The organism is Georgenia sp. Z1491 (assembly GCF_057652395.1).
The window spans coordinates 241,940-261,458 of record NZ_CM172729.1 but is presented as its reverse complement, the minus strand read 5'-3'; the positions used below and the strand labels follow the sequence as shown (position 1 = coordinate 261,458).

Below are 19,519 nucleotides of genomic sequence, written 5' to 3'. Positions count from 1 at the left end.
TCCGCGCCCCGATGCGTGCCCGCACTCCGGGACACCGCCCTACCGGCCCAGGCGGCGCAGCAGGACCAGGGCGAGCGGGACGCAGACGGCGATGATCGCCAGCGGCCACGCCACCGCCATGAGCTGGCCGTTCTCGGCCACCCACGACGACGCCGGCCCACCGCCCGCGCCGAACAGCTCGCGCGCGGCCACCACCGTGGACGACAGCGGGTTCCACGCCGCGACCCCCGCCAGCCAGCCCGGCATGAGGGTGGTCGGCACGATCGTCTCGGCCACCATCGCCAACGGGAACACGAGCGCAAAGTACTTCATCGCCGCCTCCGGCCCGCTGACGAGCAGCCCGAGCACGACCCCGATCCACGAGAACGCGAGCCGCAGCAGCAGGAGCAGGCCGAGCGCGCCGACCGCGGCCGCCGGCCCCGCGTGCCACTGCCAGCCGAGCAGGGCACCCATCCCGAGCAGGATCGTCAGCTCGACGACGGCGGTCGCCAGGTCCGCGAGCGCCCGCCCGGCGAGGATCGCGGTGGGCGACGTCGGCATCGACCGCATCCGGTCCACGACGCTGTCCCGCACGTCGGCGGCGACCGACACGGTGGTGGCCCCGATGCCGAAGGCCATCGTGAGGACGAGGACCCCGGGCAGGAGGAACTCCCGGTAGTCCCCGCCCGGGGCGGACATCGCCGCGCCGAACGCGTCGCCGAGGACGAGCCCGAACATCGCCATCGCCATGACGGGCAGGAGCAGCGTGCTGAGCAGCTCGTCGGGGCGGCGGTGGAGCCGGCGCAGGTGACGGCCGGCGATCACCCACGTGTCCGAGGCCGCCTTTCCGAGCCGCACGAGCGCCGGCGACGCGGCACCGCCGAGGCCGCGGCGGGTCGGCGGGGCCGACGCGCTGACGGCGTCGGCGGTGAGCTGCCGCGCCGGCGCGGGGCCCCGGCGGGTGAGGGACGCCGTCGGGGACGGGAGGGCGGGCGAGGAGACGAGGTGCGCGGTCATGGGCGCGGTCCTTCCGTGGCGTCGGGCGCGGTCAGCTGGAGGAAGACGTCGTCGAGGTCGGGCCTGCGCAGCGCGAGGTCCTCCGCGGGCACGCCGACGTCGGCGAGAGCGCGTGCGGCGCGGGCCAGGGCGTCGGTCGTCCCCGTCAGGGGGACCGTGACCCGGCGGCTGCCGGGGTCGACGTCCGGCACGGCGCCGAGCGCCGCGGCGAGCGCGGCCACGACCGGCGCCAGGGGCGCCCCCGGCGGGACCATGACCTCGAGCCGGCTGCCGCCGGTCGACGCCTTGAGCTCCTCGGGCGAGCCCTCGACCGCGATCCGCCCCCCGCGCACGAGCGAGATCCGGTGGCAGAGGCGGTCGGCCTCCTCCAGGTACTGGGTGGTGAGCAGCACCGTGGTCCCGCCGGCGGCGAGCTCGCGCACGGCGTCCCAGACCTCGCTGCGGCTGCGTGGGTCGAGGCCGGTGGTCGGCTCGTCGAGGAACAGGACGAGCGGGCTGCGGATGAGGCTGACCGCGAGGTCGAGCCGCCGTCGCATGCCTCCCGAGTAGTGCCCGACGGGCCGGTCCGCGGCGCCCGCGAGGTCGAACCGGTCGAGCAGCTCGTCCGCGCGGGCGCGTGCCGCGCGGGGCCGCAGCCGGTGCAGGCGGGCGAACATCCGCAGGTTCTCGCGGCCGGTGAGGACCTGGTCGAGGGCGGCGTGCTGGCCGGCGACCCCGATGCGCTCCCGGACGGCCGCCGGGTCGCGCGCGACGTCGTGCCCCGCCACCCGGACCTGCCCCGAGTCGAAGCGCTGGAGCGTGGCGAGGATGCGCACCGTGGTGGTCTTGCCCGCGCCGTTCGGGCCGAGCAGCCCGTGCACGGTGCCCGGGGCGACGGCGAGGTCGAGCCCGTCGAGGACGGGCGGCCGACCCGGGTAGGACGTGCGCAGACCGACGGCGAGGACGGCGGGCGTCTCGGTGCCCCCGGCCGCGCTCATGCGGCCCTCACGAGGGTGAACGCCTCGGCGGAGGGGGTCGGGACGACGGCCCTCCCCATGTGGGCGGTGGAACCCGCCGGCGGCGCGGCGGGTGCCCCGACGACGGGCAGCGCGGCGGCCGGGACCCGGCCGTGGCCGCCGCTGTGCACGGTCACCTCGGCGAACCTGCCCAGGGCGATGCGCGCGGTGTTGAGCAGCGACTCGCTGCCCTCGTCGTAGTAGGCGAGGTGGCCGGTGATGTCGCCCGTGCCGATGCGCACGGCCCCGAACGCGGGGTGCAGCGGCGAGCGCCCCAGCCCGAGCGGGCCGAGCCGGACGCGCGGGAAGTGGCGGATCCAGTCCGTCGGCGCCTGCGCGGCCCAGATGCGAGCGCCCCGGGCGGCGTCCGCTCGGCGCAGCACACCCATGCCGGGGCTGCCGAGCGCCACGACGTCGTCGATCCTGGCGTCGGCCAGGGCGAGCCCGGTGACCGTGGTGCCGTAGGAGTGGCCGACCACGGTGAGGTGCGCCGAGCGCGGCAGGTAGTGGGTGAACCGGGCGAGGTCCCTCGCACCGTCTCGGGCGTACCGGATCGAGAAGGAGGCGCGCAGGTCCGGCGCGGTGCGGTAGCCGACCCACGCGACCACCGCGGTGCGGGCCGCGGGGTCGATGCCGGCCATGGTCGCGAGCATGAGCCGGGCCCGCGAGCGCAGGGCGAGCGGGCCCCGGGCGCGGAAGTAGTTGCCCTGGTGGTGGCCGTTGCCCGGGACCATCACCACGACGTGGTCGGCGGTGGCGAGGTCGCCGAACACCTCGACGACCCGCGGGCCGCCCGGAGGGTCGATCGCGAGGAGCTGGTGGCCGTCGACCGTGCGAGGTCCGTAGTGGAGCGGTGTCGTCGTCATGCCGGGAACGCTAGGAACGCGCTTCGGGGCTCCGCGTCACCCGCTGGAGCCATTCGTCCCCCCTACCGGGGTAGTGCCTGCCGCCCCCCGCACGCGACCCCCGGTAGGCCCCCGGAGGGCCCCGGGGCGATTCCCGGCGCACACGTGGACGTGCGCCGCGAGACCGCGGTCCGCCGCAGCACGACCGCGAGCACACCGACGGCCCCGTGCCCGGTGCGCCCCCGGGGTTCCGCGCGGCCGACCCTGACAGACTGAGCGGCGATGACCTCCGTGAGCCGCACCCGCCGGACCAGCCGCCCGCTCTCCGCCCGCCGCACCGCGCCCACCGCCGTGGCGGCGCTCGCCCTCGTCCTGGCCGGGTGCTCCGGCGCCGGGGACGACGAGACCGGCGGCGAGCAGACCGACTCCTCCTCTCAGAACGGCTCCGCCACGGACGGGCCCGAGTCCTCGTCCGGCGAGACCCCGTCCGGCGGCGAGACGGCCACGGACGGCGAGGCCCCCTCCGACGGCACCGCCGAGGCGGTCGATCCCGCGGACCACCTCACCGACCCCGAGCTCCTCGAGCAGGTCGAGTGGGCGCTCGCCAACCTCGAGGAGGACGCGGAGGGGCCGGAGGCCGCAGACGTCGAGGAGCGCTTCTCCGACGAGATGCTCGCCCAGATCCCCGCCGAGCAGTTCACCCAGGTCTTCGCCCAGCTGCGCTCCGGCGCCCCCTACACCGTCACCGCCGTCGCCGAGTCGCGCGAAGCCATGCCTACCGCCGAGCTGCGCCTGGACTCCGACGCGCAGCCGCTGATCATGACGGCGGTCATGGGCGACGACGGACGGCTCGGCGGGCTGTCCTTCGTGCCCGACACCGCCGGCGAGGCTCCCGATCTCGGTGCCTGGGAGGACCTCGACGAGAGCCTGACGGAGGTCGGCGGCGAGAGCCAGGTCGTGGTGGGCAGCGTCTCCGGCGGGGAGTGCACGATCGAGTACACGACCGAGGGCGTCGAGGACGGCGGAGTCCCGGCGCCCAGCGGGTCGGTGTTCAAGCTCGTCGTGCTCGCCGCGCTGGTCGACGCCGTCGAGGCCGGCGAGATCGCCTGGGAGGACGAGCTGACGATCACCGACGAGCTGCGCTCCCTGCCGTCCGGCATCCTCCAGGAGCGCGAGGCCGGGTCCACGGTCACCGTGACCGAGGCGGCCGAGCTGATGATCTCGATCAGCGACAACACGGCCACCGACCTCCTGCTCGACGCCGTCGGGCAGGACCGGGTCGCCGGCGCCGCCGAGGCCGCGGGCCTCGACACCGACCGCCTCCTGCCGCTGGCGAGCACGCGCGACTTCTTCCAGCTCGGCTGGCAGGTCGACGACTCCGTGCGCGCGGAGTTCGAGGCAGCCACGTCCCCCGAGGAGCGTCAGGCCGTCCTCGACGCCCTGCCGGTCGAGCTCGACATCGACCCCGCGGCCGTCACCGAGCCGCGCTGGCAGGAGGGGGTGGGCTGGAATCTCACCGGGGCAGAGATCTGTTCGGTGCACGCGCTGCTCCAGGAGCAGGCCGGGTCCGAGGCCGGCGGGCCGGTCCGCGACATCCTCTCCGAGAACCCCGGCGTGGGCGTGCCCGACGCCGCCACGTACCAGGGGTTCAAGGGGGGCTCGGCCCCGGGTGTGCTCGCCTTCTCCTTCTACCTCGAGGCGGACGGCGACGACGAGGGGGCCGGCCGGGTGCTCGTCGTCCAGACGCGCAGCGACCAGGCGATCGACCAGATGCGGGCCACGACGATCGTCGGCGCCGGCGTCGGGCTCCTCGCCGAGCAGTAGGGGCCGGCGGCCGGGCCCACGGCGCCAGGGTAGACGGGTAGATGGCGGGAGAGGTAGATTCTACCCATGGGGCTCAACATCAAGAACGAGCGGGTGCACGCGCTCGCACGCGAGGCGGCGCGCGTGACGGGCAAGACGCAGACGAGCGCGATCGAGGAGGCGCTCGAACGCCTGTTGACCGCGCACGGCGAGGACCCGGCCCGCGCTCGCGCGCAGGAGCGCATGCGTCGGGTCCGGTCGATCGTCGCCGAGTACGCCGAGCTCCCGGTGGCGCCGGCTCGGGAGGGACGCGTGACCGAGGTCGACGACCTGTACGACGAGGTCACGGGACTGCCGCGGTGATCGTCGACTCGTCGGCGCTCATCGCCGTCCTCCGCGGCGAGCCGGGCTGGGAGCAGGTCGCCCAGGTGGCTGTCGACGGCAGCTGCCGGATGTCGACAGCCACCTGGCTCGAGGCGTCCGTCGTGGCGGACCAGCGTGCTCCGGGGGGCGGGGAGCGACTCGACGACCTCGTCGACGCCCTCGGGATCGAGCTCGTCCCGCTCAGCGTGCGGGACGCCCAGGTGGCCCGGCTCGCCTACCGGCGGTTCGGACGAGGGTCGGGATCGCAGGCGATGCTCAACCTGGGTGACTGCTTCTCGTACGCGCTCGCGGCGACCTCCGGGGAGCCCTTGCTGTACGTCGGTGACTACTTCTCCGCGACGGACATCGCCTCCGCGATGTGACCGCGCCCGGGTCGGCGGGCCCGCGGATGACGTCGGGCGCGCGCTCAGCCCCAGGGCTCGGCGAGCACCGCGTCCCAGAAGTCGGCCATGTACGCGGGTCGGTCGGACGAGCCCATGCCCCGCCAGGTGAGCAGCACGGCGGTGACGTCCCGCTCCGGGTAGACCCACAGGCTCGTGCCGGTCCCGCCGTCCCAGCCGAACCCGCCCTGGTCGTCGATGCCGACGCCGAGGCCCCAGGCCCAGCCGGTCTCGAGGAACCCCTCGGCCCAGGGCCGCGTGGCGTCGGTCAGGGAGTCGGTCCGCATCGCGCGCACCGAGTCGGCGCCGAGCAGGCGCGCTCCCGCATCCGCACCGTGCTGCTTCTCGGGCGGCGCCAGGCCCTCGTCGAGGAGCATCTGGCCGAGCCGCAGGAGGTCCGCCGCAGTGGAGACCAGACCGGCGGCGCCCGAGCAGAAGACGGGCCGCCGGGTCAACGCCGGGGCCGCGGCGGGCGCGAGCTCGGAGGAGGTGCCGTCCTCGCCGACCCACGCGAACGCCGGCACGCGGTGCAGCGCCGCGGCCGGCACCGTGTACCCCGTCTCCGTCATGCCCAGGGGTGCGAGCAGCCGGTCGCGCAGGATGTCGTCGAACCCTCGGCCGGTGGCTGCCTCGACGATCACCGTCAGCGCGTCGAACGACGACTGGTACAGCCACCCCTGCCCGGGCTGGTGCGCCATCGGCAGCCCGGCGACCTGCTCGGACCACTCCTCGGGTGCGATCGCCGGACCGGTCCAGCCCGAGAGGATCCCGCCGTCCTGCGACGCAGCGGTCAGCGGCTCGTCCGCGGCGGCGTCGAGGTCGTAGCCGAGACCGAGCCCCATGAGCAGCAGGTCCCGCACCGTGAGCTCGCGCGCGGCCGGGACCGTGTCGTCGAGCCCCCCGTGGCGCTCGCGCAGCACGGCGCGGTCGCGCCACGCCGGCACCCACCGGGACAGCGGGTCCTCGAGGGAGAGGACCTCGTCCTCGGTCAGGGCGAGCACCAGCGCGGACGTCGCGGGCTTGGTCAGCGACGCCACGCGCACCAGGGCGTCCTCGGCGAGACCGCCGGCGGCCGCCACGGTCACGCGTCGGCCGTGCCGCGGCCCGGAGGCGATGCCCCACACGGCGCCGGGCGCGGGACCTTCCTCAGCGTGGGCGCGCATGACCTGCGCGACCGCGGCCGCCCGGACGTCGTGCCTCGTCGCCATGCCCGCGACACTAGCGGCGGCGGGCCCGACGCGTGGACCTACCATCGGGGGCGTGAGGGCCCCGTCGTCCGTCGATCTGCGCAGCCTGGTGACGATTGCGCCGAGCCCGCCGAGGCTCGCCGTCGCCCTGCGGGCGCCCGTGGCGATCGGTCTGCCGCTGGTGGTGGCGACCGCGTTCGACCAGACATCGGTGGGTTTCCTCGCGAGCCTCGGCGCGACCGGTGGCACCGACCCGTGGCTCATCCTCTCGGCGGCTGCGGTAGGAGCCGTGAGTGCCGTCGTCGTCGGCACCTCCGACATCTGGCTGCGCCGGCACGGCATCGAGGAGGCGGCCGTCGCCCACGCCGAGCGCACCGTCGCGCGCTTCGAGCAGGCCGCCCGGTCCGGTGACCCGGGGGACCTGGACCGGCTGCGTCCCGAGGCGTCGACCGCGCTGCACGCCGCCTGGACCGCCGTCACCGACGGCGGGTCCGCCGCAGGCTTCGAGTCGCGCCTCCAGCTGGTCCACGAGCGCTACGCCGCGACGTCGGCCCACGTGTCCGGGCGGCTGACCGGCGTCGACCCGCGACCGTGGGAGAACGCGGTGGACCGCGCCGACGAGCCCGCCCGGGACACCACGGAGCTCGCCGGCGCCGACCTCGGGCGGTCGGACGCCGAGCAGCGGCACATCGAGCGCACCCAGGTCCGCTACTCCTCGCTCGGTCGGCCGGGCGCCGGAACCTCCTGCGGCAGGCCGCCTGGTGGCCCTCGGAGAGCATGCTCGTGGCCCTGCGCGTGCTGCTCGCCACCGGCGTCGCAGGCACGATCGCCACCCTCATCGGCAACGACCACGTCTACTGGGCGGTGGTGTTCGCCGCCCTCGTCGTGCAGACGGGCGGCACGCGCTACGCCCAGGCCACCAAGGCGCTGCAGCGGGTGCTGGGCACCGCGCTCGGGCTCGGGGTCTTCGCCGTCGTGCTCGCTGCCGACCCGCGGTCGTGGTGGCTCGTGGCCACGGTCATCCTCCTGCAGGGCACGGTCGAGCTGCTCGTGACCCGGAACTACATGCTCGCGGTCGCCGTCATCACGCCGCTGGCGATGACCATCTCGGTGACGGTGACCGGCATGAGCACGGAGACGGTGGTCGGGGACCGCGCCCTTGACACGGTCATCGGCGTCGGCACGGCGGTTCTCGTGCTCGTCCTCAGCGGCCTGGGCGGGAAGGAGGTCGTCCTGCGCGCGCACGCCTGCCGCGTGGCGATCGCCCTCGACGCCGTGCTCGCCGACCTCGTCGCGGGCGAGGACGACACGCCCGACGTCGTCCGGCGCAGGCAGCACCTCTACGTCGAGCTCCTCGAGTCGGACACCGTCGCGCGGCGGGCGCTCGCCGACGCTCCGCGTCAGGTCGCGCCCTTCCGGGACATGGAGCGCGTCCTGTCCGACGTGGGCTACCTCGTCCTCGGTGCCGCGTGGCACCAGCACCTGTGGGGGCGCCGGGAGCGGTTCGTCCGCGCGCGCGAGCGCCTGGCGCTCACGCTCGGCCGACGGGTGACCGAGCGGCGGCCCGCGGCGGAGCTCACCGCGGAGCTGCGCGCCGTCGAGGCTGCCCTGACCGGCGCGTGAGCGGGCGCGCGGTCGGAGCGCGACCGGCGTACATCCGGCGAGGCGGAGCCGTCCCCCTTGCAACATACAACCCGATGGTTGTACGTTGGTGGTGTGATCGAGGCGGGGGACGAGGACCGGGCGGACGCCCTGTTCCACGCCCTCGCCGACCGGACCCGGCGAGACATCCTGCGCCGGGTCCTGGCCGGGGAGCACTCGGTCTCGGCGCTCGCGGCGAGCTACGACATGAGCTTCGCCGCGGTGCAGAAGCACGTCCGCGTCCTCGAGACGGCCGGCCTGCTCACCAAGCGGCGCAGCGGTCGCGAGCAGCTGGCCTCGGGGGACGTCTCGGCGGTCCGTTCGGTGGCCTCCCTGCTCGGCGAGCTGGAGGGCGTCTGGAGGGGCCGCGTCGAACGGATCGACGCGCTGCTCGCGCGCGAGCTGACACCCGAGGAGGACTGACATGCCCGTCATCGACTTCACCACCGACGTTCCCGGCAGGACCATCACCATCACGGCGCGGTTCGACGCGCCCGTCGAGCGGATCTGGGCGCTGTACACGGATCCGCGCCAGCTCGAGCAGGTCTGGGGCCCGCCCGGCTACCCGGCCACGTTCGTCGAGCACGACGTCCGGGTGGGCGGACGCAGCAGCTACTACATGACCGGGCCCGACGGCGAGCGCTACGGCGGCTGGTGGCAGATCACCGCCGTGGACGAGCCGCACACCCTGGAGTTCGACGACGGGTTCGCCGACGCCGACCTCAACCCGACGACGACCATGCCCGTCTCGCACAACGTGTACCGGTTCGGGCCCGACGGCGAGGGGACGACACTCGTCGCGACCTCGACCTTCGAGTCGGAGGAGGGGATCCGCACGGTCGTCGAGATGGGGGTCGAGGAGGGCACGCGGGACGCGATGAACCAGATCGACGGGTTCCTCGCGGCCCACTGATCGACGCACGGCGACCGGGGCGGGGGCCGGCGCGGAGCGCCTCCGCCCCGGTCCACCGCGACGCGCCGGGGCGATCTGTGCGCGCGGGCGTCGCGTGCCAGCATGAGGAGATGATCGTTCCGACCAGGTCGGCCGCCGCCGTCGGATGCCTGCTCGTCGCCCTCGGTGCCTCGGGCTGCTCGGGGGACCAGCGATCCGTCCCGTCGATGGTCGTGGCCTGGCCGCAGGAGCCGACCTCCACCAGCGAGCCCGCGACCGGCGCCGCGGCGTCCGGCACGGACGGTGACGCCGGGGACCCCGGCGCGGACGCGAGCGCACCGGTCGACCTCGAGGCGCTCGACGCCGCCCGCACGGACACCGTCGAGGACGCCGGCGCGCTCCGCGCCCTCCTCGACGCGGTCGGCCTGGACGACCTGGGCGAGTACAGCGTATCCGTCGACCCCGGGGCCTCTCCGGTCGTGCTCGAGATCGGCTGGGACGAGCCCGCGCCGTCCGCCGCGCGGTGGCCGGACACGGTGGAGGAGCGCGGCGTGCTGCTGCTCGCGACGATCGCCGACCTCGACGAGATCCGCTTCCACCTGGAGGGCGGCACCGGTACGGACGGTCACGTCGACCGGGCCTCGGCCGACCGCCTGCTGGAGGAGCCGGTCGACGAGCTCGGCGCCACGACCGAGGGGCTGCGCGAGATCCTCGACCGCGTCGATCCCTGACCGGGTCCGCGACCGGTGTCGGCGGTCGGTGCCACCCTCACGGCATGACGCGCACGATCTACTACACGGCGACGACGCTGGACGGCTACCTCGCGGACGAGGACGACTCGCTCGCGTGGCTGTTCGCGCAGCGGCAGGACCCGGCGGTGACGTCGGACTACGAGGACTTCGTCGGCGACGTCGGAGCGATCCTCATGGGACGCACCACCTACGAGTGGGTGCTGCGCGAGCTCGGCGACGGCGCGGCCTGGCCGTACGACCTCCCGACCGTCGTCGCCACGCACGCGGATCTCACGGCGCCGGCCGGGGCGGACGTGCGGTTCGCCCGCGGCGACGTGCGGCAGATCCACCGCGATCTCGTCAGCGCCGCGCGGGGAAAGGACGTCTGGGTCGTCGGCGGGGGCGACCTCGCCGGTCAGCTGGCCGACGCCGGTCTCCTCGACGAGCTGCGGCTCTCGGTCGCCGCCGCGACCCTCGGCGCCGGTCGGCCGCTGCTCCCGCGCCGGCTGGCGCTCGGCCTGCGCTCCGTCGTGCGGACCGGTGACTTCGTCTCGGTCGTGTACGACGTCCTCGGGCCGGGCGACCCGGTCTGGGTGGACGCCCCGACGCCGGACGGCCCGGTGCCGTAGCCGGTCGGCCCGGTGCCGTAGCCGGCGAGCGGCCGGCGCACCGGCGGAGTCTGCGGTCGGGCCGCTCAGCGGTCCCGGGCGTCCCCCGCACCGTCCTCGCGCTGCGACGCGTCCCCCAGTCCGGCGAGGAGCTTCTCGAGCAGGCCGGCGAGCTCTGCCAGCTCCGTGTCGTCCAGGGCGCCGAGCAGCTCCCCCTCCGCCGCGGCGTGCAGGGGGGCCACGTGCTCGATCACCGACAGGCCGTCGTCGGTGAGGCTGACGAGGACGCTTCGCCGGTTGTTCGGGTCCGTGGTGCGGGCGACGAGCCCCTTGTCCTCGAGGCGGCCGAGCCGGTTCGTCATGGCCGCCGCCGTCACCATCATGGAGGCGGTGAGGGCACCGGGCGTCAACGTGTACGGCGCTCCGGCGCGCCGCAGGGCCGCGAGCACGTCGTGCTCGCCCGGCTGGAGGTCGTGCTCGGCGAAGAACCCGCGCATCCCCTGCCCGATGAGGTCGGAGGCGCGCGAGACCCGGCCCGTCACGCTCATCGGGGCCCGCGGGAGCTCGGGGCGCTGCTCGCGCCACTGCTCGAGGTAGTCGCTCACTCGGTCACGCATCGACCAACAATAGTTCAATCTCGAAAAGTTTGACGAGCGAACCGCGTCCCGCTAGACTCTTTTACGTCGAAGCGTTCGGCGTCGAACGGTGTGGTCCTCTCGTTCACGTGCGGGCGGGGGAGACGGCGCCGTGCCTCACCGGTGCATCGACGGCCCTGACGACGCGGCCGCGCGTGAGGCGCGGCCAGGAGCGGCGCCCGTCCAGCGCCGAGAAGAGAGACCAGCATGACCGCCACCCCCCTCACCGGCGACACCCGTGCCGTCCGCAGCCGCGACGCCGGGCTCACCGGTCCCGCGACCCGCGCCGAGATGGACGCCCGGATCGACCGCTACGCCATCGCCCCCGGACGCGTGACCGCCCTCGACATCGTCGCCCCCACGACGCCCGCGGACCCGGCCACCCGGCCCGATCGCCACAGCATCCCCCCGGGGCGCGTGGCCGTCCTCGACCTCGCCCGGCGTCGTGACACCGAGGCGGTGTCCGGCGCCGACCGTGCCGTCGCCGTCGGCGCGATCGTCACCGGGATCGCCGCCGCCGTCGGGATCGCCGTCGGGATCGGCTGACGCCCCCGCGCCTGCGCGCCGAGTCCCCGTACCCCCCGTACCCCCCGCGCCGCGCCCCGGGAATGTCCGGGCCGCGGCGCGCCTTGCACCTCGCAGGACCCCCACCCCGAGGAGCAACGTGACCACCGAGACCCCCATCGCCGTCGACGTCTGGTCGGACATCGCCTGCCCCTGGTGCTACATCGGCAAGCGCAAGTTCGAGGCAGGCCTCGCGACGTTCCGCGAGGAGCACCCCGACGCCCCCGCGGTCGAGGTCACGTACCACTCGTTCGAGCTCTCCCCGGACACGCCGGTCGACTTCGCGGGCTCGACCGTCGAGTTCCTCGCCGAGCGCAAGGGCATGCCGGCCGACCAGGTCGAGGAGATGCTCGACCGCGTCACCGGGATCGCCGGATCGGTCGGCCTCGACTACGACTTCGACGCCGTGCAGCACGTCAACACGCTGCGCGCGCACCAGGTCATCCACCACGCCAGGGCCCACGGCCGGCAGGCCGAGGCCAAGGAGCGCCTCCTGCGGGCCTACTTCGTCGAGGGGAAGAACCTCTCCGACGTCGACGTCCTCGCGGGGCTGGCCGCCGAGATCGGGCTCGACGCCGAGCAGGTCGCCACCGACCTGCGCGCGGACCGCTGGGCCGACGACGTCCAGCAGGACATCGCCCAGGCTCGCGCCTACGGGATCCAGGGAGTGCCGTTCTTCGTCCTGGACGAGCGGTACGGCATCTCCGGCGCACAGGAGTCCGCGGCGTTCGCTCAGGCCCTCGCCCAGGTCGCCGCCGAGCGCCGGCAGACCGGGACGGCCCGGGTCGGCGCATGAGCGCCCACGACATCCGCGCCGCCGACGCACCCGCCGTGGACGGGGTTGCCGCCGACGCACCGACGTCCGAGGTTCCGCCGACCGCCCGGCCGACCCTGCTGATGCCGCTCGCGGGACTCGACCTGCCCGGCGTCGATCTCGGCACGGGACCTGCCTGCGGCCCCGCGGGCTGCTGAGGCTCAGCGCCCTCCGCGCGCCCGGGCGAGCAGGTCCCGGACGGGCCCGGCGAGCTGCTCGTCCCCGCTGGTGACGAGGACCGCCATCCTGCCGGCGTCGAGCGGGATCCCGGGGTTGTCGGCGAGGCCGGCGCCCGGACCGGTGTACTCGGTGCCGGAGTACCGCCAGTCGCCGTCGGCCCCGATCGTGCGCCGTTCCGGCTCCAACCAGCCGACGTGCCCGAGCGCGGTCCTGCCCTCGTCGCCGAGACGGAGCGGCGCGATCGGCGGCGTCGCCTCGATCCGGTAGTCGGGCGTCATGTAGGCCACGGCGAACGAGCCGCGGTCGACGACGACCATGCGGAACCGCGCGTCGCCCGTCCCCAGGTCCGACGCGTCGATCTCGTTCAGCAGGCGCTCGGTCATGTGGGGCCTGGGCCGGCGCGTCGCCCCCTCGCGCCGCGGCGGCCGTACGCGCCGGCGCAGGTAGAGGTGCAGCCGCGCGGAGCGGTAGATCCCGACGGCCGCGACGAGCAGCACGAGGGCACCGAGCACGCCGCCGACCCAGAGCGCGACCGACGGCAGGTCGCCGGGGTCCACTGAGAAGGTGCGGCGCACGCCCATCGTGATGCCGACGACGAGCAGGATCGCGAGCAGCGCCGACACAACGGCCGCCGCGAGGAGCTGGCGCAGCGCCGCCGCCACCGGGTGGGGCAGCGCGCGGGCCGAGCCCCGGTTCGTCGATCTCGCCATGGCGGAAGTCTTCCAGGTCCCGGCGGGAGTCTCGGCCGGATCGCCCGCGGAACGCGCTACGGGAGGTGCCGCAGGTCGGGTTCGATCCGCTCACGCACCTCGAGCTGGACCCCACCGGGTGCCCCGCGGACGCCCCTGCGCTCGACCTCGCCGCGCTCGCGGTCGTGAATCTGCCCGTCGCGACGCACGGCGAGACCGATGACGACGGCCCCGACGACGAGAAGCACCGCCGAGGGCAGCAGCACCCACCATCCGGACCGGTCCTGCGTGAGCGCGAACAGGAGGAACGCCCCGACGGCCCCGTAGATCCCCACCTGGAGCCGGCCGCCGATCCGGTACCGGCTCGCCGCGGCGGAGGCCGCCTCGACCACGGCGCGGTTCGGGGTGCGCAGCTGGGCCGCCGCGAGGGCGCGCCACCGCGAGCGCATCCCGAGCCAGGCCAGCACCGCGGTCACCACCACCGCGAGGCCGAGACAGCCGGCGAGCACCGCGGTCGCCGTCGTGCCCGGCCCGGTGAACATCATCCCCACGAGCAGGCCGACGGCGACGAGCCCGGTCAGGCCGGGGAGCCGGTCCAGCGGACCGAGGCGGGCGGAGCGGCGCCCGGGCCCGGCGCGTCGACGATCGGCACCCTCCGGGGCCGGGGCGTTCGACTGCCGTGCGGCTGCCTCGTGCGCGGCCACCTCCTCCTCGGCCGCGCGGGCCGCGTGCTCGCGGCGGCCGACGTCGAGCAGGAAGATCCCCACCGGCCCGGCGAGCGCGTCCGGCCCGTTGACGAGGACCTGCAGGTCCTCGCGCGAGAGGGACAGGCCCCGGCGTCGGAGGCGCTCCGTCCCGTGCGGATCGAGCCCGACCTTCGCGAGGGTGGCGTGCGCCGCCTCGGGCAGCTCGTCGAGGACGAGCGGCTCGGTGGTGGCGTGCTCGGTGCCGCGCCGCCAGGTGAGTCGCACGGCGTCGGGCCGGTCGCCCCCACCGCTGGGCACGAGGCGCATGCGCTCGGCGGAGGCCATCGCCAGCTCGCCGGCCCGTAGGTCGTCGACGCCGCCGGGAGCGCGGCCTTGAGCGCCGGGGGCTCGCCCCGGGTACCTCTCGTCCCCGGGGGCACCGCCGGGCGCGCCCGGGCCGGTCACGCCTGCCCTTCGCCGTCCGTCGGTCGGCGCACGGCGGGGCCGGTCCCCAGCCGGGCCGCCCGGATGTAGAGGGTCGCGGAGTAGATGTGCAGCGCGGCGCCGACCCAGACGAGCACGCGACCGACGTCGAGCACCTGCGGCCATACCGAGATGCCGAGGACGATGGCGCAGATGCCGAAGAAGAGCACCGCGGTGCGGGCCTTGCCCACGTGGGTGACGCGCATGCGGCCCTCCTGGGCGGCGCGGCCGGCAAGGAGGACCACGAGGAGGTCGACGAGCACGATGACGGCGACGGGCTCCCAGCGCAGGGCGTCCGCCAGGCCGAGGGCGACGACGACGAGCGCGATACCGATGCGGTCCGCCACGGGGTCGAGGATCTCGCCGGTGCGCGACTGCTGGTTCAGCGCCCGGGCGAGAAGGCCGTCCACCCAGTCCGTCACGGCCCACACCCCCACGAGGACCGGCGGCAGCCAGCTCCCCTCGGGGTCGTCGACGATCACCCAGCAGGCGGGGCCCAGCAGGAGGAAGCGCAGGAGCGTGACGACGTTGGGGATCGTCGCCCAGTCCGGCCGGCCCGACGCCTGACGAGCACGGCCGTCCGGCGTCGGATCGGTTGGCATGTCCCGAGCCTACGCGGGGCGCGCGCGGGGGTGAGAGGGGATTTCACGTTGACCGCGCCGCCTACCGTGACCGGATGAGCGACTCGCCACCCACCCTCGCCACCGATCGGCTCGTGCTGCGGGCGTGGGAGGCCGCGGACGCGGACGACGTGCTGGCCCTCTACTCGCGCCCGGAGACCGTCCGGTGGTCCGGCGGGCCGGGGACCGAGCTCGCCACGCGTGCCGACGCGCTCGAGCGCCTGGCGCGCTGGGAGGTGCGAGCCGCGCGCGGGGGACCGCGCGGGATCTGGCTCGTCACCGACCCGGCCGCCCCCACCGACCCGGCCGCCCCCACCGACCCGGCAGGGCGCTCCGACCCGGCGGTGCGGGCCGGCGGCACCGACTCCTCGGGCGCGGGTGAGGAGTCACGCCCCGTGGTCGTCGGTGACGTCCTGCTCGTCGACCTGCCCGCCAGCTCGCCGGACGGGTCCCGGCCTCCCTCGGGGGATCTCGAGATCGGCTGGCACCTGCACCCGGACCGGTGGGGGCGCGGCTATGCGACCGAGGCCGCCCGGGCGGTGCTCGCCCACGCCTGGTCCCACGGGGTCGAGAGGGTGCTCGCGGTGACCCACCCCGACAACGTGGCCTCGCAGGCCGTGGCACGGCGGATCGGCATGCGGCACGCGGGCCGGACGACGGCCTACTACGACACGGAGTGCGAGCTGTTCGTCGTCGAGGCCCCGGCTGCACGGAGATCGGTCCCGTCGGTCTGACCCGGCGGCTCGTTCGTCTGACGCGGCGGCCTGACCCGGCGGCGCGCCCCGGCCCGCGCTACCTCGCCCCGCGCTGTCTCGGCCCGGACGCCGCGCCGGCGCCCCGGCCGAGCAGGCCGCGCCCCGCGCTGTCCGGGCCGACGAGCAGGAAGGCGGCGACCATCCCGACCACGGACACGGCGGCGGGCAGCAGCATCGCCTCCCCCAGGGCGCGGGTGTACGCGTCGGCGGAGGCGCCGGTGAGGGTGCCGTCGGTCGTCCGGTCGAGCCCGCCCGGCAGGTGGACCGAGACCCGCCAGTCCATGGCCCAGGCGATCCCCGCGCTGCCGAGCACGGAGCCGACCTGACGCATCGTGTTGTAGACGCCGGAGCCCGCCCCCGCCCGCTGGAGCGGGAGCCGGCGCGTCGCCGACGTCGACATCGGCCCCCACACGTGGACCGACCCCAGTCCGTACAGGAACGACGGGACCACCAGGAGCCAGACCGGCGTCGTCGGACCCATGACGAACCAGAACGCCACGAGCGAGCAGGCGACGAGGACGAAGCCCGGACCGGCCAGCAGCCGGTTCTGCACGAGGTTGATGCGCCGGCCCACCCACCGGGCGAGCAGGATCGACACCAGTGCCTGGGGGACGAGCAGCAGGGCGGACTCCGTCGGGGACCAGCCGCGCACCGTCTGCGCGTAGATGACGAGCGGGAACATCGCCGAGGACATCGAGAACCCGATGGCCGAGACCCCGATCGACGACGCCGTGAAGTTCCGGTCCCGGAACAGCCCCAGCGGGACGAGCGGTGCGGAGGCGCCCCATGCCTGCCACGCGACGAACGCGAGGAGGACCGCGACGCCGACGCCGAGCAGCAGCGGGATCGACACCCACCCCCACACCTGCCCCCACCCGAAGCGCTCGCCCTCCTGGATGGCGAACACCGCGCAGAACGTCCCGAGCGCCGACAGGGCGACGCCGATCGGGTCGAACGTGCGGGCGTGCGGTCGCAGCCGGGGCACGAGCCGAGCGGCGAGAACGAGCCCGACGAGGCCGACCGGTACGTTGATGAGGAAGATCCATCGCCAGCCGGCCGTGTCGAGCAGGACCCCGCCGAGCACCGGCCCCACGAGCATGGCCACGCCCGCCGTCGCGCCCCACAGCGACATCGCGACGCCGCGGACCTCGGGCGCGAACGTGCGGGTGACGACGGTCATCGTCTGCGGCGTCATCAGGGCCGCGCCGAGCCCCTGCGCGACCCGCGCCGCCACGAGCATCTCGACCGTGCCGGCCAGCGCGCACCACAGCGAGGCGCCGGTGAAGACCGCGAGCCCGGTCATGTAGACGTTCTTGGGCCCGACCAGGTCGCCGAGCCGCCCGGTGACCAGCAGCGGGACCGCGTAGGCGAGCAGGTAGGCGCTCGTCACCCACATGACGGTGGTGACGTCGGAGTCGAACGCCTCCACGAGCGCGGGCGTCGCCACGGACACGATCGTCGTGTCGACGAGGATCATGAAGAACCCGAGCACGAGGGCCCACAGGGCCTTCCAGGGCGGATCGTCGGGGAGGTCGGACACGGCGCCGTCGCGCGTCCCGGTCGGTCGGGTCACCGGCCGAGCGTAGGCCGGGTGCCGACCGGGACGGTTGCCGGGCCATCGCCCGGCGTCCACGATGGTCACCACGACAGACACCGCGGCGACCCGCCGTCGCGGCGGGACGGGAGGCGCGCCGTGAGCAACCTGGAGACCCGACCGGCGGAGATGGTGCTGTCCTGCCCGGACGAGGACGGGCCGGGCATCGAGGTCGTCACCTCGCGCGTGGTCCCGCTCGGCGGGCCGCGCGCGATGCCCGTCCGGCGCACGCTGCCCAGCCGGGAGCGCAGCTTCGTCGGCGCCTGGTGCTTCGCCGACCACTACGGCCCCGACGACGTGGCCGCCACCGGCGGCATGGACGTCGCCCCCCACCCGCACACCGGCCTGCAGACCGTGTCGTGGTTGTTCACCGGGGAGGTCGAGCACCGCGACTCGGCCGGCGTCCACGCCATGGTGCGGCCCGGCGAGCTCAACCTCATGTCCTCCGGCGTGGGGATCTGCCACTCCGAGGTGTCGACCCCGCAGACCACGGTCCTGCACGGCGTGCAGCTGTGGCTCGTCCTGCCGCGCGAGGCGCGGGGCGGGCCGCGCGGCTTCCAGCACCACGCCCCGGCGCCCGTGGAGCTGCCCGGCGGCGCGGGGACGGCGTCCGTGTTCATCGGCGAGCTGCTGGGCGAGACCTCGCCGGTCGGCACCGCCACCCCGCTGCTCGGCGCCGAGATCACGCTCGAGCCGGGCGGCGTCGTCGATCTCCCGGTCCGGCCGGACTTCGAGCACGGGGTCCTGCTGGACACCGGCACGGTCGAGGTCGACGACGTGGCGATCGACCGGGCGGAGCTGGCCTTCCGGGCGCCGTGCGGCGAGACGCTGCGGATCGCGAGCACGGGGGAGGGCCCGGCGCGCGTCATCCTCCTGGGCGGCGAGCCGTTCCGCGAGGAGATCGTCATGTGGTGGAACTTCATCGGGTCCGACCACGAGGAGGTCGTCGCGGCCCGCGACGCCTGGAACGCCGGCGGCGACCCCGCGGGCGCGTACGCCGGGAGCGAGCGCTTCGGCCGCGTCGAGGGGTACGTGGGCGAACGCGCCTGGCTGCCGGCGCCCGACCTCCCGCACGTCCGGCTCCGGCCGCGGCGGAACCCGAACGCCGTGACGGACGTCGTCGCGACGTACGAGGGCGAGGAGCGATGACCGTGCCCGAGATCCCGGCGGCCGTCGACATCACGGAGGCGCACCGCCCGGCGTACCGCGCCGCCAACGGGCTGGCGACGGCCGCCCGGGAGGCGGCGGAGGCGGCCGGGATCGGCTCCGACGTCGTCGAGCTGGTCGACGTCCGGGTCTCGCAGATCAACGGGTGCGCGCGCTGCCTGAGCGTGCATGTCCCCAGGGCGAGGCGGGCAGGCGTGACTCAGCACCGCCTCGACCTGCTGACCACCTGGCGGGAGGCCTCGGTCTTCACGCGCGTCGAGCGGGCCGCGCTCGAGATCGCCGAGCTGACGACCGCCCTCCCGCACGGCGCGGCGCTCGCGGCGACCGGGGGCGCCGGCCGTCGCGGGGGCCTCACCGAGGAGCAGGTCGCGGCGATCGTCTGGGTGGCGATCACGATCGGGGCGTTCAACCGGATCTCCGTCATGTCCGGCCACGACGCGCTGCCACCGCGTGACGAGGCGGCCGCCGGACCGGCGAGGAACGGCGGGACCGACCGCAGGACCGACGAGAGGAGCGAGCGATGAGCGACGAGGTGCTGGTGGACGGGCAGGTGCCCACGATCCGCAACGACGCCGACAACCACAGGTACGTCATCGAGGTCGACGGCGACGTGCTGGGCCGGATCGACTACCGGGTGCGCGGCACGGACGTCGCGCTCACGCACACCGAGGTCGACCAGGCCCGGTCGGTCCCGGGTCTCGCGCGCAGGCTCGTCGACGAGGTGCTCGCCGACCTGCGATCCCGCGGCGCCGGCGTGCTGCCGTACTGCCCGTACGTGAAGAAGCTGATCGACGAGAACCGCGCCGAGTACATCGACCTCGTGCCCGAGGACCGGCGCGGGGAGTTCGACCTCGGGTAGCCGCGGGCGGA

24 protein-coding genes are annotated in these 19,519 nt (G+C 75.2%); 15 read left to right on the top strand and 9 right to left on the bottom strand.

All coding sequences use genetic code 11. From position 1 onward, the window contains the following. Positions 1-39: 39 nt before the first annotated feature. Genes AC24HA_RS01190 through AC24HA_RS01180 form a run of 3 tightly spaced genes read right to left on the bottom strand, consistent with a single transcriptional unit; the run spans position 40 to position 2,857 of the window. On the bottom strand, positions 40-996 hold the full coding sequence (locus AC24HA_RS01190) for an ABC transporter permease (protein ID WP_425707306.1): 957 nt from the start codon (positions 994-996) through the stop codon (positions 40-42). Beyond that, positions 993-1,973, bottom strand: a complete 981-nt coding sequence (locus AC24HA_RS01185) for an ABC transporter ATP-binding protein (RefSeq protein WP_425707307.1) — start codon at positions 1,971-1,973, stop codon at positions 993-995. Before AC24HA_RS01185 ends, AC24HA_RS01190 begins: the two co-directional genes overlap by 4 nt. Further along, positions 1,970-2,857 carry an alpha/beta hydrolase gene (locus AC24HA_RS01180; protein WP_425707308.1) on the bottom strand — a complete coding sequence of 296 codons (888 nt, stop codon included), beginning with the start codon at positions 2,855-2,857 and terminating at the stop codon, positions 1,970-1,972. The genes AC24HA_RS01185 and AC24HA_RS01180 overlap by 4 nt, the downstream gene beginning before the upstream one ends. Positions 2,858-3,118: 261 nt before the next feature. Between AC24HA_RS01180 and AC24HA_RS01175 the strand changes: the two genes are divergently transcribed. From AC24HA_RS01175 to AC24HA_RS01165, 3 genes are all read left to right on the top strand, one after another. Then, positions 3,119-4,660 carry a serine hydrolase gene (locus tag AC24HA_RS01175; protein WP_425707309.1) on the top strand — a complete coding sequence of 514 codons (1,542 nt, stop codon included), beginning with the start codon at positions 3,119-3,121 and terminating at the stop codon, positions 4,658-4,660. Between the two features lie 66 nt (positions 4,661-4,726). Then, positions 4,727-5,002: a type II toxin-antitoxin system VapB family antitoxin gene (locus tag AC24HA_RS01170; RefSeq protein WP_425707310.1), complete on the top strand. Its 276-nt coding sequence runs from the start codon at positions 4,727-4,729 to the stop codon at positions 5,000-5,002. Further along, positions 4,999-5,385, top strand: a complete 387-nt coding sequence (locus AC24HA_RS01165) for a type II toxin-antitoxin system VapC family toxin (protein WP_425707311.1) — start codon at positions 4,999-5,001, stop codon at positions 5,383-5,385. The genes AC24HA_RS01170 and AC24HA_RS01165 overlap by 4 nt, the downstream gene beginning before the upstream one ends. 44 nt (positions 5,386-5,429) lie before the next feature. On the opposite strand, the gene AC24HA_RS01160 is transcribed toward AC24HA_RS01165, so the two are convergent. Continuing rightward, a complete protein-coding gene (locus AC24HA_RS01160; protein ID WP_425707312.1) occupies positions 5,430-6,611 on the bottom strand; it encodes a serine hydrolase domain-containing protein in 1,182 nt (393 codons plus the stop codon). Between the two features lie 756 nt (positions 6,612-7,367). Here AC24HA_RS01160 and AC24HA_RS01155 point away from each other — a divergent pair. The 5 genes from AC24HA_RS01155 (at position 7,368) to AC24HA_RS01135 (ending at position 10,483) form a co-directional block, all read left to right on the top strand. After that, a complete protein-coding gene (locus AC24HA_RS01155; RefSeq protein ID WP_425707313.1) occupies positions 7,368-8,213 on the top strand; it encodes an FUSC family protein in 846 nt (281 codons plus the stop codon). A gap of 96 nt (positions 8,214-8,309) precedes the next feature. Beyond that, positions 8,310-8,654, top strand: a complete 345-nt coding sequence (locus AC24HA_RS01150; RefSeq protein WP_425707624.1) for an ArsR/SmtB family transcription factor — start codon at positions 8,310-8,312, stop codon at positions 8,652-8,654. Between the two features lies 1 nt (position 8,655). Next, positions 8,656-9,144 carry an SRPBCC family protein gene (locus tag AC24HA_RS01145; protein WP_425707314.1) on the top strand — a complete coding sequence of 163 codons (489 nt, stop codon included), beginning with the start codon at positions 8,656-8,658 and terminating at the stop codon, positions 9,142-9,144. Positions 9,145-9,254: 110 nt separating this feature from the next. After that, entirely contained in the window at positions 9,255-9,854 is a 600-nt protein-coding gene (locus AC24HA_RS01140) for a hypothetical protein (RefSeq protein ID WP_425707315.1), read from the top strand. A gap of 44 nt (positions 9,855-9,898) precedes the next feature. After that, positions 9,899-10,483, top strand: a complete 585-nt coding sequence (locus AC24HA_RS01135; protein WP_425707316.1) for a dihydrofolate reductase family protein — start codon at positions 9,899-9,901, stop codon at positions 10,481-10,483. A gap of 65 nt (positions 10,484-10,548) precedes the next feature. Here AC24HA_RS01135 and AC24HA_RS01130 read toward each other — a convergent pair whose 3' ends face one another. Then, complete coding sequence (locus tag AC24HA_RS01130) at positions 10,549-11,079, bottom strand: MarR family winged helix-turn-helix transcriptional regulator (RefSeq protein ID WP_425707317.1); 531 nt, start codon at positions 11,077-11,079, stop codon at positions 10,549-10,551. A gap of 225 nt (positions 11,080-11,304) precedes the next feature. Here AC24HA_RS01130 and AC24HA_RS01125 point away from each other — a divergent pair, with 225 nt between their 5' ends. The 3 genes from AC24HA_RS01125 to AC24HA_RS01115 all read left to right on the top strand — a co-directional run bounded on the left by AC24HA_RS01125 (position 11,305) and on the right by AC24HA_RS01115 (position 12,633). After that, positions 11,305-11,643 carry a hypothetical protein gene (locus AC24HA_RS01125; RefSeq protein ID WP_425707318.1) on the top strand — a complete coding sequence of 113 codons (339 nt, stop codon included), beginning with the start codon at positions 11,305-11,307 and terminating at the stop codon, positions 11,641-11,643. Positions 11,644-11,761: 118 nt separating this feature from the next. After that, positions 11,762-12,457, top strand: a complete 696-nt coding sequence (locus tag AC24HA_RS01120) for a DsbA family oxidoreductase (protein WP_425707319.1) — start codon at positions 11,762-11,764, stop codon at positions 12,455-12,457. Then, positions 12,454-12,633, top strand: coding sequence for a hypothetical protein (locus AC24HA_RS01115; RefSeq protein WP_425707320.1), 180 nt, complete (start codon positions 12,454-12,456; stop codon positions 12,631-12,633). Before AC24HA_RS01120 ends, AC24HA_RS01115 begins: the two co-directional genes overlap by 4 nt. A 3-nt stretch (positions 12,634-12,636) precedes the next feature. Here AC24HA_RS01115 and AC24HA_RS01110 read toward each other — a convergent pair whose 3' ends face one another. The 3 genes from AC24HA_RS01110 to AC24HA_RS01100 are packed head-to-tail and all read right to left on the bottom strand — an operon-like array spanning position 12,637 to position 15,115. After that, on the bottom strand, positions 12,637-13,365 hold the full coding sequence (locus AC24HA_RS01110; RefSeq protein WP_425707321.1) for a hypothetical protein: 729 nt from the start codon (positions 13,363-13,365) through the stop codon (positions 12,637-12,639). Between the two features lie 56 nt (positions 13,366-13,421). Further along, positions 13,422-14,495 (bottom strand): hypothetical protein, encoded by a 1,074-nt coding sequence (locus tag AC24HA_RS01105; protein WP_425707322.1) that lies wholly within the window; start codon positions 14,493-14,495, stop codon positions 13,422-13,424. After that, complete coding sequence (locus tag AC24HA_RS01100) at positions 14,492-15,115, bottom strand: CDP-alcohol phosphatidyltransferase family protein (RefSeq protein WP_425707323.1); 624 nt, start codon at positions 15,113-15,115, stop codon at positions 14,492-14,494. The genes AC24HA_RS01105 and AC24HA_RS01100 overlap by 4 nt, the downstream gene beginning before the upstream one ends. A gap of 74 nt (positions 15,116-15,189) precedes the next feature. Between AC24HA_RS01100 and AC24HA_RS01095 the strand changes: the two genes are divergently transcribed. Continuing rightward, a complete protein-coding gene (locus AC24HA_RS01095) occupies positions 15,190-15,867 on the top strand; it encodes a GNAT family N-acetyltransferase (RefSeq protein WP_425707324.1) in 678 nt (225 codons plus the stop codon). A 58-nt stretch (positions 15,868-15,925) separates the two neighbouring features. On the opposite strand, the gene AC24HA_RS01090 is transcribed toward AC24HA_RS01095, so the two are convergent. After that, positions 15,926-17,461, bottom strand: a complete 1,536-nt coding sequence (locus tag AC24HA_RS01090; protein WP_425707325.1) for a DHA2 family efflux MFS transporter permease subunit — start codon at positions 17,459-17,461, stop codon at positions 15,926-15,928. Between the two features lie 120 nt (positions 17,462-17,581). On the opposite strand from AC24HA_RS01090, the gene AC24HA_RS01085 reads away from it, so the two are divergent. The 3 genes from AC24HA_RS01085 to AC24HA_RS01075 are packed head-to-tail and all read left to right on the top strand — an operon-like array spanning position 17,582 to position 19,508. Next, positions 17,582-18,631 (top strand): pirin family protein, encoded by a 1,050-nt coding sequence (locus tag AC24HA_RS01085; protein WP_425707326.1) that lies wholly within the window; start codon positions 17,582-17,584, stop codon positions 18,629-18,631. Beyond that, complete coding sequence (locus AC24HA_RS01080) at positions 18,628-19,173, top strand: carboxymuconolactone decarboxylase family protein (RefSeq protein ID WP_425707327.1); 546 nt, start codon at positions 18,628-18,630, stop codon at positions 19,171-19,173. Before AC24HA_RS01085 ends, AC24HA_RS01080 begins: the two co-directional genes overlap by 4 nt. Beyond that, on the top strand, positions 19,170-19,508 hold the full coding sequence (locus AC24HA_RS01075; RefSeq protein ID WP_425707328.1) for a GNAT family N-acetyltransferase: 339 nt from the start codon (positions 19,170-19,172) through the stop codon (positions 19,506-19,508). The genes AC24HA_RS01080 and AC24HA_RS01075 overlap by 4 nt, the downstream gene beginning before the upstream one ends. Positions 19,509-19,519 lie beyond the last annotated feature (11 nt).